Here is a 15,055-nt window from a genome sequence, read left to right as displayed (position 1 = left end):
GCTGGCGCCCGGCGTGGCCGGGGCGCCTGCGCCCGGGAACGCGGCCGCGCGCGGCGGCCGCGAGTGGACTTACTCGGCCGGGGCGGCCGGAGCGGCTTCGCTCGTGGCCTCGGCGGCCTCGTCGGCCTTGGCCGGCTTCTTGCCGCCGGCCTTGCGGCCGCGGCCCTCGCCCTCGGCGAACTCTTCCTCGCGCACGGTCGCCGCCGACGGCGCGGCGGCCTTGCCTTCCAGCACCGCATCGGCGGCGGCGCTGGCGTAGAGCTGCACGGCGCGGATGGCGTCGTCGTTGCCGGGGATGGCGTAGTCCACCAGGTTGGGGTCGTAGTTGGTGTCGACCACCGCGACCACCGGGATGCCGAGCTTCTTGGCCTCCTTGATCGCGATGTCCTCGTGGCCGATGTCGATCACGAACAGCGCGTCGGGCAGGCGGTTCATTTCCTTGATGCCGCCCAGCGAGGCTTCCAGCTTGTCGCGCTCGCGGCGCAGGCCCAGCACCTCGTGCTTGACCAGCTTGTCGAAGGTGCCGTCGGTCTCGGCGGCCTCGAGCTCCTTCAGGCGCGCCACCGACTTCTTCACCGTGGCGAAGTTGGTCAGCGTGCCGCCCAGCCAGCGCTGGGTCATGTAGGGCATGCCGCAGCGCTCGGCTTCCTGGCGGACCGCCTCGCGCGCGCTGCGCTTGGTGCCCACGAACAGGACGATGCCGCGCTTCTGCGCGATCGAGGAGATGAAGTTCATCGCGTCGCCGAACAGCGGCACGGTCTTCTCGAGGTTGATGATGTGGATCTTGCCGCGCGCGCCGAAGATGTACGGCGACATCTTGGGGTTCCAGTAGCGGGTCTGGTGGCCGAAATGAACGCCGGCCTCCAGCATCTGGCGCATGGTGATCTGGGGCATTGCACGAACTCCAGGCAGGGGAACCGGCCGCCCGGCTTGTGGTGGGCGGGCGCCCGCGCGAAGCGCGCGGGCGCGGGGTTCCGGGGTTGGGCCTCCCCGCGGCCTCCGTGTCCGAACCCGCCTCCTGGGAGAGCGGGCACCCCGGCACGGGCGATGGCGGCGGGTGTGTATTCGCCGGTGACGCCCGGCGTGGGCGGCGCCGTCCGCCGGAGCGGGACGCAGCCGCGCATTCTATCCACAGGGCCCGCCGCGGGCAACCGGGCGCTTGCCTTCAGTAGCTCACCGTCACCGTGACGGTATCGCGGTAGTCGCCGGCGGGCACGACCTGGATCGCGGGCACGCGACCGTAGACGGTCACAGACTGCGCGCCGCCGGTGCCGGTGCCGGTGCCGGTGGCGGTGTCGCTGCCGGGAACGGCGCCCCAGCGCAGGGTGCGCGCCGGGTCGCGGTAGAGCTCGTAGGCCACGTAGTGCTCGCCACCGCCCTCCCGGCGCATGCGCCGCGTGCCGCCGCTGGCGTATAGGCCGGTGTCCAGCGCGACGTTCCAGGGGGTGCGCCCGGTGCAGGTGAAGGTCAGGGTGGAGGCCTGGTCGACCGGCTGCGCCACCCGCCCGGCCACGGTCCCGAAGGCGAGGTCGGTCGCGCTGGACAGGGTGCACCGGTGCGGCACCGCGGCCTGGGCACTGAAGGGAAAGGTGATGCTGCCGCCGCCGGTGCCGCCGCCGGTGCACGAGGCCGGGAACGGCGGGGCACCGAGGATGGGCTCGTTGTAGCGGTAGTCCAGGCGGGTGTGGGCGCCGGTGAAGGCGTTCGCGTAGCTGCCGGCGGCCAGTCCGCTCTGCGCGGGAATGCGCCCGTACATCGGGAGGGTGAGCGTGTTGGCGCCGCCCAGCACCAGGACCGTGTACTCGAACGTGGTCTCCAGCGGGATCGGGGCCTCGGCGGAGGCCGAATCGCCCCAGACTTGGCTGCGCGCGGGGTCGCGGTAGATCTGGAATGCCAGCCGGTCGCCGTGCGGGTTCACCAGTTGCCGCGGCGCGTGGCGGCCCTCGCCGGCGGTGCCGGCGCCGATGTTCAGGCACATCCGCAGACGGATCACCGACAGCAGGGTGACTCCGAACGTCGAGCAGCTCACGGTGACGGTGGCGGCGGTGTCCACCGGCGAGGCGCCGGAGACGGTGCCGAAGGCCAGCGGCGTCGCGGAGGCGGTGCAGCTGGTGGCCGCCGCGGCCGGCTGCGGCCAGCCGCCGGCGGTCGCGGCGAGGCCGGCGAGGGCGAGCACGGCGGCGACGGGCTTCATGGCGACGCTTCCGGAACGCAGGGCAGGCCGCCGATCCGGTGGATGCCGTGGCCGGCATCCTCCGGCAGTTCGAGGGTGGCGACGCAATCGCCCCCGGGCGTGCTGACGTGGAGGTGGTGGCGGTCGTCCAGGTGTTCCAGGTAGACGTGGCCGTCGTGCCCCACCACCACCGTGGCATCGCGGCCGCGCACGCGCGCACGACTGCCGGCAGGCAGCGGCGCGCCGTCGGCATCGTGCAGCACCGCCATCGCCGCGCGCACCGGCGCCATCGCGAAGTCAACCCGCACCCCGGCGCGGTCCGGCGGTGCGACCAGGTGGGCGGTGCGGTCCACGCGCACGCCCGGCGGCAGGTCCATGGGATCGACCGACAGGCGGTTGAGCTGCCAGGCGTTGAGCGGGGTCACCAGCAGCAGGCCGCGACGGTCGGTGACGCCGACCAGGCGGTTCTCCAGTTCCACCGGCACGCCGGCCAGGCCGGCGGCCGAGACCACCGCGAAGGCGTCGGACAGCTCGCGCGCGGCGAACCAGCCGCCGCCCATCCGGACCACGCTGCCGCTGGCCTGTGCGTAGCTCAGGCGGCTGTCGCCGAAGCGCGACACCCCCGCGCCGATCCTTCCGCGCGGGCCCAGCCAGCCGGCCTCGGCGAGCCCGCCGCCGCCGCTGTCGCCGGCGCGCGCCTGCAGCCGCCAGCCGAAACCGCCGTCGCCCGGCACCGGTCGCGCCAGGTCGGCGACGGCGTCGTCGCGGTCGCCGTCGTGCTGCCAGGACACCGCGAGCTGGGTGGCGCGGTCGCGTCCGAGCGGCACGATCACGCCGAGGTAGGCGCTGAAGTCGTCGGCGTCGTCGAGGTTGCGGTTGAGCGACAGGTTGGCCGACCAGCGGCCGCCGAAGCCGCGGTTCCAGTACAGGCCGGCGTAGCGCGCGCGATCGGCCGGCTGCTCGCGGGCGGGGTCGGCGGCGCGGTCCAGCCGGACGTAGCTCAGGCTGAAACTGCCGGCGCGGGTGTTGGCGCCGGCCAGCGCGCGTTCGTTGCGGGTCGGCGGCGGCGCGCCGTAGAGCGAGGCGATGTCGCGGTAGTCGCGCCCGGCGCGTCGCGTCTCCAGGCTCAGGTGGTAGCGGCGGCCGGTCCAGGTCCAGCCGAGCGAGGATTGCGCGCCGGCGGCGCCGTCGAGCCGGCTGCGCGCGTGCGCCGCGTGGACCACGCCGGCCATGCCGATCTGCCAGGCCGCGCCGAGGCCGGCCGTGCGCAGGTCGCCGCCCGCCTCGACCAGCGCTTCCACGGTCAGCCGGTCGCTGGCGCCGTAGCGCCAGGTGCCGCTGCCCACCGCCTGGCTGGCGTAGGCGAAGGACCGGAGGCCGTAGTCCTCGCGCACCGCGCCCAGGCTGAGCGACCAGTCGCTCAGGCCCCGGGCCAGCAGCCGCTGGGTGGCGTAGAAGGGAAAGTCGAGGGTGCGCACCCGGCCGAAGGCGTCGGTCACCACGATCTGCGCGCTGCCGGCGCCGGTGAGGTTGGGCACCGGCGTCAGCCGGAACGGTCCGGTCGGCGCGCGCCCGCTGTACTGGCGGATGCCGTCGACGTACAGCTCGACCTCCGAGGGCACCGCGGCTTCGCCTAGGAATTCCGGCAGCGGCGCGGTGATGCGATAGGGCTGCAGGGCGAAGTTGCGGCCGATCTGGAGGCCGCCGATGCGCACCGGCCGGCTCCAGTCGAGGAATCCGGTGAACACGTCGCCGACGGTGACGCCGATCGCCCGGTCCGGAAACGAGAACTGCCAGCGGGTGTCGAGCCGCGTGGTCCGGCCCATCCTGCCGCCGGTGCTGGCGCCCGTGCCGATGCGCGCGACCCCGGTGGTCGAGAACACGCCCGGTCCCGCGCCGAAGGCGCGCAGTTCGGCGAAGGCCGTCGCGCCCCAGCCCTCGCCGCCATCGCTGGCGAAGAGGTCGTAGTTGAGCAGCAGCCCGGGGGAGGCGTCGGCGACCACCGGCGCCTGCGCCGGCGGCCCGCCGAGCGTGGTGACGCCCAGCGCCAGCGTCTCCAGCGGCGCGTCGATATGGACGCGCTGGTGCGCCGGCTCGTAGCGCACCCGCACCCCGGCGATCTCGTCCGGCGCGAGATGCATGCCGTCGTCGTAGCCGTCCAGGGCGAAGCCCAGCGCGCGCAGGGTGGCGGCGGACGCGTGCAGGCGGTCGCCGCGCAGTTCGAACGGCAACGGCTCGGGGTGGGGCGTCCGGTTGAGGATCGCTTCCAGGTGCAGCGGTATGGGCGGCCGCGTCTGGCCGGCCGAGGTAGGGCCGGCGGCCGCGAGCGCGGGCGGGGGGATGGGCGGGACCGGCTGCGCGCGGGCGGCGGACACGGCGGCCACCAGCAGCGCGCTACCGATCCGCGACCAGTGCGCGCTGCGCGGGATCGCCATCGATCCTGACCTGGATCTCGGCGCCCGAGCCGGCCAAGGCGGCATCGGGCAGGCGCCAGCGGCGGCGCTGGCCGGGCAGCACGTAGCCCGCCAGGCCCGGCGCCACCTCGCGGCGAATCCCGTCGCCGGCCACGTGCGTCATGTCGGCCAGTTGCGCGCGCGCATTGCCGCTGTTCTCGACCTCCACGTAGCGCGCGCCGTCTTCGGCGACGATGCGCGTGTGCAGGACCGGCGCGGCCGCCGCCAGCGGGGACAGGAACACCGGCACCGAATAGCGCAGCACGAAGCGCAGGCCGCTGCGCGGCCGCCCGGGCGCGTCGTGCACCGGCAGTTCGTCCACGACGACGCGGTAGCTGGCCTCGGTCGAGGCCGGAGGCGGTCCCAGGCGCACGATGCGCACCAACTGCTCGCCGCGCGGCGGGATCTCGGCCAGCGGCGGGCTGGCCGCCAGCGCCTCGGTCGGCTCCAGGATGTCCTCCCCGTCCGCCTGCCGCCAGGCGAAGACGCGGACCTGCACGTGCATCGGCTCGGCGCCGTCGTTGCGCAACGTCAGGCCCTGGGCGTTGCGCTCGGCGGGAATCGTCACCAGCGTCGGCGCGACCTGCAGGGTGGCGGATGCGCCCGCCGTCCAGGCCAGAAGGGCGAGCGCGCAGAGGAGCCGGAGCAGGCCGGCCGGGACGGGGCGCGGGCGCATGGCGGCGCCCTCAATAGGTGATCGTGGCGGTAATCGTGTCGAGGTAGCTGCCGGCCTGGAAGTTCGCGCTGGGCACCCGGCCGTAGACCGGGATCGCCTGCAGGTCGCCGGTACCGCTGCCGGCCAGCGTGTCGGCGCCGACCGTTTCCCCCCAGACCACCGAGCGCGCGGCGTCCTGGTAGAGCTGGTAGGGCACGAGATCGTCGTCGCCCGCCATGGCGCGGCTGGCCACGCCGCCGCCGCCGTCGTTCTGGCCGGCGTCCAGGGCGATGTTGTAGGCCAGGCCGGGGGTGCAGTTGACGTTCAACTGCCCGGCCGCGTCGACGTTGGTGGCGGTCGAGGGTTGGGTGCCGAAGGCCACGCCGGTGGGGGCCACGGTGTCGATGGCGCAGACGCCGGCGATGGTCAGCGTCACGTCGAAGGTGGTGGTGGCGGACTGCGCCCAGGCGGCCGGCGCGCAGGCGAGGGCGGAGCAGAGCAGCAGGAGGTGCTTCGTCGTGCGGTTCATGGGGCGTCCTTTCCGGTGGCTGGGCCGGGGGCTGCCGGAGCAGCGATCGGGCCGTGCGGAACCGGGATCCGGCCGCAGCGAGCCTGCGGGGGAGGCTTGCACGCGCGTTGCATACGGCGCGTGACGAAACCCGCGCGTCGGCGCGGGCGCGCGCGATCGGCGATAATGGCGCCATGGCCATGACCCTCAAGACCCCCGAAGAGATCGAGAAGATGCGCGAGGCCGGCCGCCTGGCCGCCGAGGTGCTGCAGGTGGTCGCCCCGTACGTGAAGCCCGGGGTGACCACCGAGGAACTCGATCGCATCTGCCACGATCACATCGTCCGCGTCCAGGGCGCGGTGCCGGCCAACGTCGGCTATCGCGGCTATCCCAAGGCCACCTGCATTTCCGCCAACAACGTCATCTGCCACGGCATTCCGGGCGACAAGGTGCTCAAGGACGGCGACATCATCAACATCGACGTCACCGTCATCAAGGACGGCTGGCACGGCGACACCAGCCGCATGTATTACGTCGGCACGCCCTCGGTGATGGCACGCAGGCTGGTGGAGGTGACCCGGCAGGCGCTGTTCGAGGGCATCCGCGCGGTGCGCCCGGGCGCGACCCTCGGCGACATCGGCCACGCCATCCAGAAGTACGCCGAAGGCGAGCGCTTCAGCGTGGTGCGCGAGTACTGCGGGCACGGCATCGGCAAGGTCTACCACGACGATCCGCAGGTGCTGCATTACGGCCGCCCGGGCGAAGGCATGGTGCTGCAGCCGGGGATGACCTTCACCATCGAGCCGATGATCAACGAAGGTTCGCGCTACACCCGGGTGCTGCCCGACGGCTGGACCGTGGTGACCAAGGACCGCAAGCTGTCGGCGCAGTGGGAGCACACGATCGCGGTGACCGCGGACGGCGCCGACATCCTGACCCGCGTGCCCGGCGACGACAACGAGCAGTTCCTCTAGGACCGCGCGGATGGCCGGCCAGTCCCCGTCCGCGGCCCCCGGCAGCGGGGAAGACGCGGCCTGGGCCGCCGAGGCGCGCGCGGCCCTGGCCGAGCACGACGCCCAACTGGCGGCGCGCTTCGATGCCGGCGAAGCCATCGACCGCCTGCTCGCCGCGCGCACCACCGCCGTCGACGGCTGGGTGCGCCAGGCGTGGGCGCGCTGCATCCCTGCCGATGCGCCGCTGTCGCTGTTCGCCGTCGGCGGCTACGGCCGCGGCGAGCTGTTTCCGCATTCCGACATCGATCTGCTGGCGCTGGCCGGCGACGGCGTCCGGGAGGAACACGCCGAGGCCCTGGGCCGGTTGTTCGCGCTGTTGTGGGATGCCGGGCTGCCGGTCGGGCACGCGGTGCGCAGCGCCGAGGAGTGCACCCGCGAGGCCGCCGCCGACCTGACCGTGCAGACCAACCTGCAGGACGCGCGGCCGCTGCTGGCCAATCTCGACGAGGTGCGCGCGCTCGCCGCCGCCATCGCACCGGAGCGCAGCTGGCCGGCGGCGCGCTATTTCGAGGGCAAGCGCGAGGAGCAGCGCCGGCGCCATGCGCGCTTCGGCGATACCGCCGACAACCTGGAGCCCAACATCAAGGAAGGCCCGGGCGGCCTGCGCGACATCCACACCCTGCGCTGGATGGCGCGGCGGGTGTTCGACGTGCACGGCGTCGAGCAGCTCATCACCCTGGGCCAGCTCGGCATCGACGAGTACGCCACCCTGGAGCGCGAGCGGCAGGCGCTGTCGCGGCTGCGCTTCGGCCTGCACCTGGTGGCCGGCAAGGCGGAGGAACGCCTGCGCTTCGACCACCAGAAGTCCCTGGCGGCGCGGCTGGCGCACGTGGACGAGGCCGACAACGCGATGGTCGAGCGGATGATGCAGGGCTTCTACCGCAGCGCGGCGGTGGTGCTGCGGATCAACGACCGGCTGCTGCAGCGCTTCGAGGAGCAGATCGAGGGCGAGGGCGAACTGGTCCCGATCGACGCCGAGTTCGCCACCCGCCGCGGCTACCTGGCCGCTCGCGACGAGGTCTGGCCCGGCGGCGACATCGGCCGCGTGTTCGACCTGTTCGCGATCTGGGCCGAGCACCCGGGCGTGCGCGGCCTGCATTCGCAGACCGCGCGCGCGCTGGCCGAATCGCTGCACGCGCTGCCGTCCTGGCGCGAGGCGTCGGGCGAACTGCGCGGGCGCTTCATCGACCTGCTGCGCGGGCCGGCGCCGGTGCGCACGCTGGAGCGGATGGCGCGGCTGGGGGTGCTGGGGCTGTGGATCCCGGAGTTCGCCCGCGTCTCCGGGCGCATGCAGTTCGACCTGTTCCACGTCTACACCGTCGACCAGCACACGCTGGCGGTGTTGCGCAACATCGCCAGCTTTTCGGCCGAAGCGCCCGACCCGCGCTTCAGCGCCGCCCACGAGGTCTGGCCGCTGCTGCGCCGGCCCGAGCTGCTGCTGCTGGCCGGCCTGTTCCACGACATCGGCAAGGGACGCGGCGGCGACCACTCGGAACTGGGCGCGGCCGATGCGCGCGAGTTCTGCGAGGGCCATGGCCTGCCCGAGGAGGACACCGCGCTGGTGGAGTGGCTGGTGCGACGGCATCTGCTGATGTCGACCACCGCGCAGAAGCTCGACATCTCCGATCCGGCGGTGATCCACCGCTTCGCCACCGAGGTCGCCGACCGCGAGCGCCTGGACTACCTGTACCTGCTGACCTGCGCCGACATCGCCGGCACCTCGCCGCGGCTGTGGAACGCGTGGAAGGATCGCCTGCTGACCGATCTGCGTACCGCCACGCGGCTGGCGCTGCGGCGCGGGCTGGAGCATCCGGTCGCCGCCGGGCAGCGCATCGCCGAGACCCGCGATCGCGTGCGCGGCCTGCTGTCGGCGCACGGCGTCGACGGCGCCGAGGCCGAGGCGCTGTTCTCCCGCATGCCGGCCGAGGCCTTCCTGCGCGGGCGGCCCGACCAGGTGGCCTGGCAGGCGCTGTCGCTGCGCGGCACCGCACCGGGCGACACCGTGGTGCGGGTGCGGAGGCTGGCCGCGGGCGCGCAGGCGCTGGAGGCGTTCGTGCATTCGCCCGACCGCGACGGCCTGTTCACCGCGATCGCGATCACCCTCGACCGCAGCGGGCTGGCGATCCAGCAGGCGCGCGCGCTGGACGGCCCTGGCGGCACCATCTTCGACACCTTCCAGGTGCTGTCCGCCGACCCGCGCCACGCCCCCGAGCCGCAGGCGATCGAGCGCAAGCTGGCCACGGTGCTGGCCGGCTCGCTCGACGTGCGCCCGGCGCGCCGCGCGCAGCCGCGTCACCTGCGCCACTTCCGCGTGGTGCCGCACCTGGACTTCAACGACAGCGCCGACGGCCGCCAGACCGTCTTCAGCCTGGTCTGCACCGACCGCCCCGGCCTGCTCGCCGACGTCGCCCACGTGCTGCGCAGCCAGCACCTGCGCGTGCACGATGCGCGCATTGCCACCTTCGGCGAGCGCGTCGAGGACGTGTTCCGCCTCAGCGACCGCGACAACCGCGCCCTCGACGCCTCGCGCCGCGAGGCGCTGCGCGAGGCGCTGCTCGCGACCCTCGACGCCGGTGCCGGCTGACCGGCCGCGCCGCGCCGTTCCTTCCATCCTTTCCGGACACCGCCATGACCGTTCCCAGCTTCAACGCCGATCCCAACGCCATCGCCATCCTGCACGCCACCATCGACAGCGCCTTCGAGCGCCGCGCCGCGCTCACGCCCGAGGAAGTGGAGGGGGCGGTGCGCCCGGCGGTGGAGCAGGCGATGGCCGGACTGGAAGCCGGTGCGCTGCGCGTGGCCGAGCCCGATGGCGCCGGCGGCTGGCGGGTCAACGAATGGCTGAAGAAGGCCGTGCTGCTGTACTTCCGCATCAACGAGATGGCGCTGGTGGAGGCCGAGCCCGCGCCGTACTGGGACAAGGTCGAGGCGCGCTTCGCCGGCTACGACGAGACCCAGTTCCGACAGGCCGGCGTGCGCGTGGTGCCCGGCGCGTTCGTGCGCCGCGGCAGCTACCTGGGCCGCGACGTGGTGCTGATGCCGAGCTTCGTCAACATCGGCGCCCACGTGGGCGAAGGCACCATGGTCGACACCTGGGCCACGGTGGGCTCCTGCGCGCAGGTCGGTCGGCACTGCCACATTTCCGGCGGCGCCGGCATCGGCGGCGTGCTCGAACCGTTGCAAGCTTCGCCCACGATCGTCGAGGACCACTGCTTCATCGGTGCGCGCTCGGAGGTGGTCGAGGGCGTGGTGGTCGGCCACCACAGCGTGATCGGCATGGGCGTGTTCCTGGGCCAGTCCACCCGCATCTACGACCGCGCCACACGCGAGATCAGCTATGGCTACGTGCCGCCGGGCAGCGTGGTGGTGGCCGGCGCGCTGCCGGCCGAGGACGGCAGCCATTCGCTGTACTGCGCGGTGATCGTGAAAAAGGTCGACGAGCGCACCCGCGCCAAGACCAGCGTCAACGATCTGCTGCGCGGTCTGGCGGGCTAGCGGGCACGTGCCGGGCCTGGCCCGCGCGGCGCGCTATCGGCATCCTCGTCCGAGCGTCTTCGCGCGCATCCTCGCGCAACTCGTGCATGCGCGCGGCTGGACCCGGTTGCGCCGTGCGATGTCGCGGCGCTGGCCGATGCCGAAGCTGGCCAGCGACGTGCGCGATGTCGTGTATCTGAACTGGTGGGTGGCGGCGCGCCATGCGCCGCCCGCGCCACCCGGGTTCCGCTACGTCGAGCGCGACGGCCGCACGCCGTACACCGTGTTGACCTATCGCCACGGCGGCTTCGGCCCCGAAATCGCCGGGCCGCTGCGCCGGCTCGCTCCGTCGCCGCTGCAGAGCAACTGGCGCTGGTATCTGCAGCGCGAGGGCGATGCGGCCGGCGCGCCCGTGGTGCTGTTCGATCGCAACGTGATGGACAGCGCCCTGTACGTGCTGGGCGCGCGCGCGTTCAGCGATGCGATGCAGCCGCACCTGTCTGCGCGCTTCACGCACGTGTGCTCGCCGGAGGGCTGCGCGACCCGGATCGAGAGCGGCGACGGTGGGGCCCCGTCGCTGCGCGCCGAACTGGCCGCGGCCGACGACTGGGGCGATGCGCTATGGGCGCCGGCGTTCGGGGGCCGGGACGCCGCGCTACGGTTCCTGGCCTGCCAGGACGAGGCGCTGGCGATGACGGTCGACGGCCGCTGGGCGGCGACCCGGATCGAATTGCCGGTCGCGCTGGCCGATCTGCGCCCGCTGCGCTGCGTCGGGCGCGTGGACTGTCCGCGGATCGAAGCGTTCGGCGCGGGCGCCCAGGCGCCGTTCGCGTTCCTGCTCGAACAGGTGCCGTTCCGGGTCGTGTCCGAGCGCCTGTTGTGAGATTCTGAGCGCTTGTGCAACCGGCGTGCGGAAGGTCATGGTCACCGTCTACGGATTGAAGAACTGCGATACCTGCAGGAAGGCCACCAAGTGGCTCGAGCGTTTCGGGGTGGCGTACGCCTTCGTGGATTACCGCGACGCCAAGCCTTCGCCGGAGACGCTGGTCGACTGGGCCGCCAAGCTGGGCGGCTTCCCGGCGATGGTCAACAAGTCCTCGACCACGTGGCGGCAGCTGCCGGAGAACCGCAAGGCGGCGGCCAGCGATGCCGAGTGGAAGCTGCTGCTGCGCGAGTATCCGCAGCTGATCCGGCGGCCGGTGGTCGTCACCGAGGACGGCGAGGTCACCCAGGGCTTCAGCGACAACGGCTTCAAGCAGCGCTTCGGCGTCGGCTGAGCGCGCCGCGATGTCCGATGTCCTCGATCTCGCCCGCGAACTGATCGCGCGGCCTTCGGTGACGCCGGAGGACGCCGGCTGCCAGGCGCTCGTCGCCGAGCGGCTGGCGCGCGCGGGGTTCGCCTGCGAGCGGCTGCGCTTCGGCGAGGTCGAGAACCTGTGGGCCACCCACGGCAGCGGCGGCCCGGTGCTGCTGCTGCTCGGCCATACCGACGTGGTGCCGCCGGGTCCGCGCGAGGCCTGGCGCAGCGACCCGTTCGCGCCGGAGATCCGCGACGGCGTGCTGTACGGACGCGGCGCGGCCGACATGAAGAGCGGCGTGGCGGCCTTCGTGATCGCCGCCGAGCGCTTCGCCGCGTCCCGGCCGGGGCACGCCGGCACGCTCGCGCTGCTGCTGACCTCGGACGAGGAGGGCGACGCGATCGACGGCGTGCGGCGGGTGGCCGAGACCTTCCGCGCGCGCGGGCAGCGCATCGACTGGTGCATCACCGGCGAGCCGTCCTCGAAGGCGCGGCTGGGCGACCTGCTGCGGGTCGGCCGCCGCGGCTCGCTGTCGGCGACGCTGACCGTGCGCGGCGTGCAGGGCCACGTCGCCTACCCGCAACTGGCGCGCAACCCGGTGCACGAGGCGCTGCCCGCGCTGGCCGAACTGGCGGCGCGTGGCTGGGACGACGGCTACGAGCGCTTCCCGCCGACCAGCCTGCAGATCAGCAACATCGGCGCCGGCACCGGCGCCGGCAACGTGATCCCCGGCGAACTGCAGGTGCGGTTCAACCTGCGCTACAACCCGCACTGGACCGCGCAGCGGCTGGAGGACGAAGTGGCGGCGCTGCTCGCCCGCCACGGTCTCGACCACGAACTGCGCTGGCACCGCAGCGGCGAACCCTTCTACACGCCCGAAGGCCCGCTGCGCGCCGCCGCCCGCGAGGTCCTGGCCGCGTACGCCGGCGAGCCGCCCGAGGAGAGTACCGGCGGCGGCACCTCGGATGCGCGCTTCATCGCGCCGCTGGGCGCGCAGTGCATCGAGATCGGGCCGGTCAACGCCAGCATCCACCAGGTGGACGAGCACGTGCGCGTGGCCGACCTGGAGGCGCTGCCGGGCCTGTATCTCGCCCTGATCGAGCGCCTGCTGCCGGAAGCGAAGCCGCGCTGAGCCTGAGCCTGCAGGACCGCTACCGGACCCCGATGTTCATGGGCGGTCGGCAGCGGCCCTCGGACGCGCCGGCGCGTACCGCTCGCCTTCGCCGATGCGTCGAGCGCCCGCATCGACGTTCACGCAGATCCTCTCGCCGCAGACCACGGCATCGGACGCATAGAACGCTTGCAGCACCGGGATCGCGTCGTCGTAGCGCTGCAGTTGCGCGCGGGTGGCGGCGAGCTCGCGCCTGAAGTAGCCGAGGACCAGCAGCGACACCAGCACCGTCGTCGCCAGCGTCGCCAGCGAGGCGAACGTCCAGGTCCGGGCGACGCGGCCCATGCGTTCGACCCGCGCGCCCAGCGACGCCAGGGCCTGCCCGTGCTCGTGCAATCGGGGCTTCAGCGCCTCTTCGGCTTGCCGGGCGATCCGTTCGGCCGCCTGGCCGGTGATGCGCGCAACGTCCTCATGCACCCTGTGGCTCGATTCCTTCAGCGCTTCGGCATCCTGCCTCAATGTGCCCCGGATCTTCTCGGCATGCTCGGAAATCTCGGTGCGCAGCGCCAGCAGCAGCTTGGCGATCTCGGTGTTGGATTCGATGGATTGGCGTAGCGCCGCGTGGGCGGCGGCAAGATCGTCCGTGGTCTGCATGATCGTCCTCGAGTCCGTCCAAAATGCCCGCTATGCGCGCACCAGTTCGACCGGTTGCTGTTGTGGGTGTTCCGACTGCGAGACGGTGGCCTGCTGTTCGTCATAAAGTTGTCGACCCTGTCGCTCCAGTTGCGCGCCTTCGTCCGAGCGGTTGAACTGCCGGCCGATCTCGTCGAGCCTGTCGCTGTCCCCTCGCTGCAGTGCTGCGTGCAACTGCTCGAGCACGGGGTCCTCGAAAGGCGATCGGTCGGCGACGTGCGTCGCGGCATGGCGCGAGCCCTGGTCGAGGCCGCGTTGCGATTCGTCCTCGCTGAGCAACCGCTGCCATCGCGTTCTTTCGGGCAAGGCGTTCTCCTGCTCGCGGTTGTGCGGACTGCCCGGCACCGGATCGGGGATGCGCTTGAACTCCCGGATGTTGTCCAGCGGCTTCAGCGCACCATCGTAGTCTTTGTCCTGCAGCTCGAACCCGAGCGGCAGCTCGATCCGCCTGTGAAGCCCGGCGTGGTTCAGCGCGCCCCAGGTGAAGTCGATGCAGCTATTGGTGGCGCCGTTGTAGTCGAGATCGAAATAGCGCTCGTCCTTCGCGACCCCTTGTTCGCCGTAGTCCCGGAGCGCGTCGTACTGGGCTGCGGTGATTTCCATCGTGCGTGCATAGGCGGGGTTCAGATACATTTCGTGCTCGTCCCTGACCACGTGCCCGGGTCCGCGCATGCCGCTTTGGATTGGGGAAAAGCCATACCCGTTTTCCGTCTTGCCGTCGCTGACGCTGTAGTAGACATGACCGGCCTGCGATGTCTGGGTCGCGTCGCCATCGAGTCTCTGGATCGGAGCGCCGGGCGCGGCCACGTAGATCGTGACCGTATAGGGGCCTTTCGGTTCGGAAGGCGGTCGCGGGGCGGGCATGGCCAAGTCCATTCGGGGGAGGAACGGGCTATCTCGGGTAGTAATGCGAGACCAGGAGTTCGTATCGCAACGCCGGCAAAGCGTGCTTCAGCTCGATCAGGACGGGATGGGATTCCAGGTTTTCTACTTCCAGACGGTACTTCCCAGGCGTCGTCGGGCTGATCCTGGCGATTTCGTGAACGTAGTAGGCCTTGTCGTACTCGTAAAGTCCGGCGGCGATCAGCGGGCTGTTGTCGGTGCTTCCGGCGGAGTGATGCGTGAAGACGTCGTTCGGATTCTTCTCGTACCACGTCTCCTGTCTCTGAATGTCTCGATGACGGTCGTACAGCTCGACCGGTTGTTCCTCCGGCCCGTCGATACGCCAAAGGCGGACGCTGATCGGCAGCGGGGATTCAAGCAGGTACGCGGAGAGTCTTTTCGCATGGTCCATCATCTCGTCGCTTCCGTCCGACGCTGCGTTGACCGCCCTGAACCCGATGAACGCCGGCTTGAGGATCTCGCCGGCCCGCGCATCCGGCAGCTCGAACACGACGCTGAGCCTGCTGCCGGCCCGGTCGAGGGCGAAGGGTTCGACCACGGGGAAGTTGCCGGGGCGCGGCGAGGGCGCCGAGTCGGCGTTGCGGGCGTGGTCCGTGCATGCGGTCATGAAGAGCGTTCCTGCGATGGCGACGAGGGCCGCAAGGCGCGTTCTCGCGCGTCCGGCCGGGCGGCGAGGCGCGATGCCCGATGGGGGAATGCCGGGGGCGGCGGTCTGGATTCGGGTCACCGCAAGCTCCATCTGCAGAGAAGGCCTCGCCGGGCGAGGTCGCGCGC

The 15,055-nt window shown here is 72.3% G+C and carries 14 protein-coding genes; 6 read left to right on the top strand and 8 right to left on the bottom strand.

The window, feature by feature from the left end; all coding sequences use genetic code 11:
* Nucleotides 1-69 precede the first annotated feature (69 nt).
* The 5 genes from rpsB to Z164_RS0110615 form a co-directional block, all read right to left on the bottom strand.
* Nucleotides 70-894 carry a 30S ribosomal protein S2 gene (gene rpsB / locus Z164_RS0110635; protein ID WP_024890680.1) on the bottom strand — a complete coding sequence of 275 codons (825 nt, stop codon included), beginning with the start codon at nucleotides 892-894 and terminating at the stop codon, nucleotides 70-72.
* Between the two features lie 271 nt (nucleotides 895-1,165).
* The gene (locus tag Z164_RS0110630) at nucleotides 1,166-2,194 is read right to left on the bottom strand and encodes a Csu type fimbrial protein (RefSeq protein ID WP_043689762.1); all 1,029 of its coding nucleotides are present in this window, start codon (nucleotides 2,192-2,194) and stop codon (nucleotides 1,166-1,168) included.
* A complete protein-coding gene (locus Z164_RS0110625) occupies nucleotides 2,191-4,608 on the bottom strand; it encodes a fimbria/pilus outer membrane usher protein (RefSeq protein ID WP_024890678.1) in 2,418 nt (805 codons plus the stop codon). Before Z164_RS0110625 ends, Z164_RS0110630 begins: the two co-directional genes overlap by 4 nt.
* Entirely contained in the window at nucleotides 4,568-5,302 is a 735-nt protein-coding gene (locus Z164_RS0110620) for a fimbrial biogenesis chaperone (RefSeq protein ID WP_024890677.1), read from the bottom strand. Before Z164_RS0110620 ends, Z164_RS0110625 begins: the two co-directional genes overlap by 41 nt.
* 10 nt (nucleotides 5,303-5,312) lie before the next feature.
* Nucleotides 5,313-5,810 carry a Csu type fimbrial protein gene (locus tag Z164_RS0110615; RefSeq protein ID WP_024890676.1) on the bottom strand — a complete coding sequence of 166 codons (498 nt, stop codon included), beginning with the start codon at nucleotides 5,808-5,810 and terminating at the stop codon, nucleotides 5,313-5,315.
* Nucleotides 5,811-5,983: 173 nt separating this feature from the next.
* Between Z164_RS0110615 and map the strand changes: the two genes are divergently transcribed.
* The 6 genes from map to dapE all read left to right on the top strand — a co-directional run bounded on the left by map (nucleotide 5,984) and on the right by dapE (nucleotide 12,706).
* Nucleotides 5,984-6,763, top strand: coding sequence for a type I methionyl aminopeptidase (map, locus tag Z164_RS0110610; protein WP_024890675.1), 780 nt, complete (start codon nucleotides 5,984-5,986; stop codon nucleotides 6,761-6,763).
* 10 nt (nucleotides 6,764-6,773) lie between these two features.
* Complete coding sequence (gene glnD / locus Z164_RS0110605) at nucleotides 6,774-9,386, top strand: [protein-PII] uridylyltransferase (protein ID WP_024890674.1); 2,613 nt, start codon at nucleotides 6,774-6,776, stop codon at nucleotides 9,384-9,386.
* 44 nt (nucleotides 9,387-9,430) lie between these two features.
* On the top strand, nucleotides 9,431-10,297 hold the full coding sequence (gene dapD, locus Z164_RS0110600; RefSeq protein WP_052338411.1) for a 2,3,4,5-tetrahydropyridine-2,6-dicarboxylate N-succinyltransferase: 867 nt from the start codon (nucleotides 9,431-9,433) through the stop codon (nucleotides 10,295-10,297).
* Nucleotides 10,298-10,433: 136 nt separating this feature from the next.
* Complete coding sequence (locus Z164_RS0110595; RefSeq protein ID WP_236621790.1) at nucleotides 10,434-11,159, top strand: hypothetical protein; 726 nt, start codon at nucleotides 10,434-10,436, stop codon at nucleotides 11,157-11,159.
* 37 nt (nucleotides 11,160-11,196) lie between these two features.
* Nucleotides 11,197-11,553, top strand: coding sequence for an arsenate reductase (locus Z164_RS0110590; protein ID WP_024890671.1), 357 nt, complete (start codon nucleotides 11,197-11,199; stop codon nucleotides 11,551-11,553).
* 10 nt (nucleotides 11,554-11,563) lie between these two features.
* Nucleotides 11,564-12,706, top strand: coding sequence for a succinyl-diaminopimelate desuccinylase (gene dapE / locus Z164_RS0110585; RefSeq protein ID WP_024890670.1), 1,143 nt, complete (start codon nucleotides 11,564-11,566; stop codon nucleotides 12,704-12,706).
* Between the two features lie 36 nt (nucleotides 12,707-12,742).
* On the opposite strand, the gene Z164_RS23350 is transcribed toward dapE, so the two are convergent.
* Genes Z164_RS23350 through Z164_RS0110570 form a run of 3 tightly spaced genes read right to left on the bottom strand, consistent with a single transcriptional unit; the run spans nucleotide 12,743 to nucleotide 15,008 of the window.
* Nucleotides 12,743-13,339, bottom strand: coding sequence for a hypothetical protein (locus Z164_RS23350; protein WP_024890669.1), 597 nt, complete (start codon nucleotides 13,337-13,339; stop codon nucleotides 12,743-12,745).
* Nucleotides 13,340-13,369: 30 nt separating this feature from the next.
* On the bottom strand, nucleotides 13,370-14,242 hold the full coding sequence (locus tag Z164_RS20370) for a hypothetical protein (RefSeq protein ID WP_152540919.1): 873 nt from the start codon (nucleotides 14,240-14,242) through the stop codon (nucleotides 13,370-13,372).
* A gap of 28 nt (nucleotides 14,243-14,270) precedes the next feature.
* Nucleotides 14,271-15,008, bottom strand: coding sequence for a hypothetical protein (locus Z164_RS0110570; RefSeq protein WP_152540918.1), 738 nt, complete (start codon nucleotides 15,006-15,008; stop codon nucleotides 14,271-14,273).
* Nucleotides 15,009-15,055: the final 47 nt, after the last annotated feature.

Origin of the sequence: Luteimonas huabeiensis HB2, assembly GCF_000559025.1 — a bacterium.
Taxonomy (GTDB): domain Bacteria; phylum Pseudomonadota; class Gammaproteobacteria; order Xanthomonadales; family Xanthomonadaceae; genus Luteimonas; species Luteimonas huabeiensis.
Note: the sequence above shows the minus strand (reverse complement) of the source record. Positions and strands in the feature narration are given on the sequence as shown.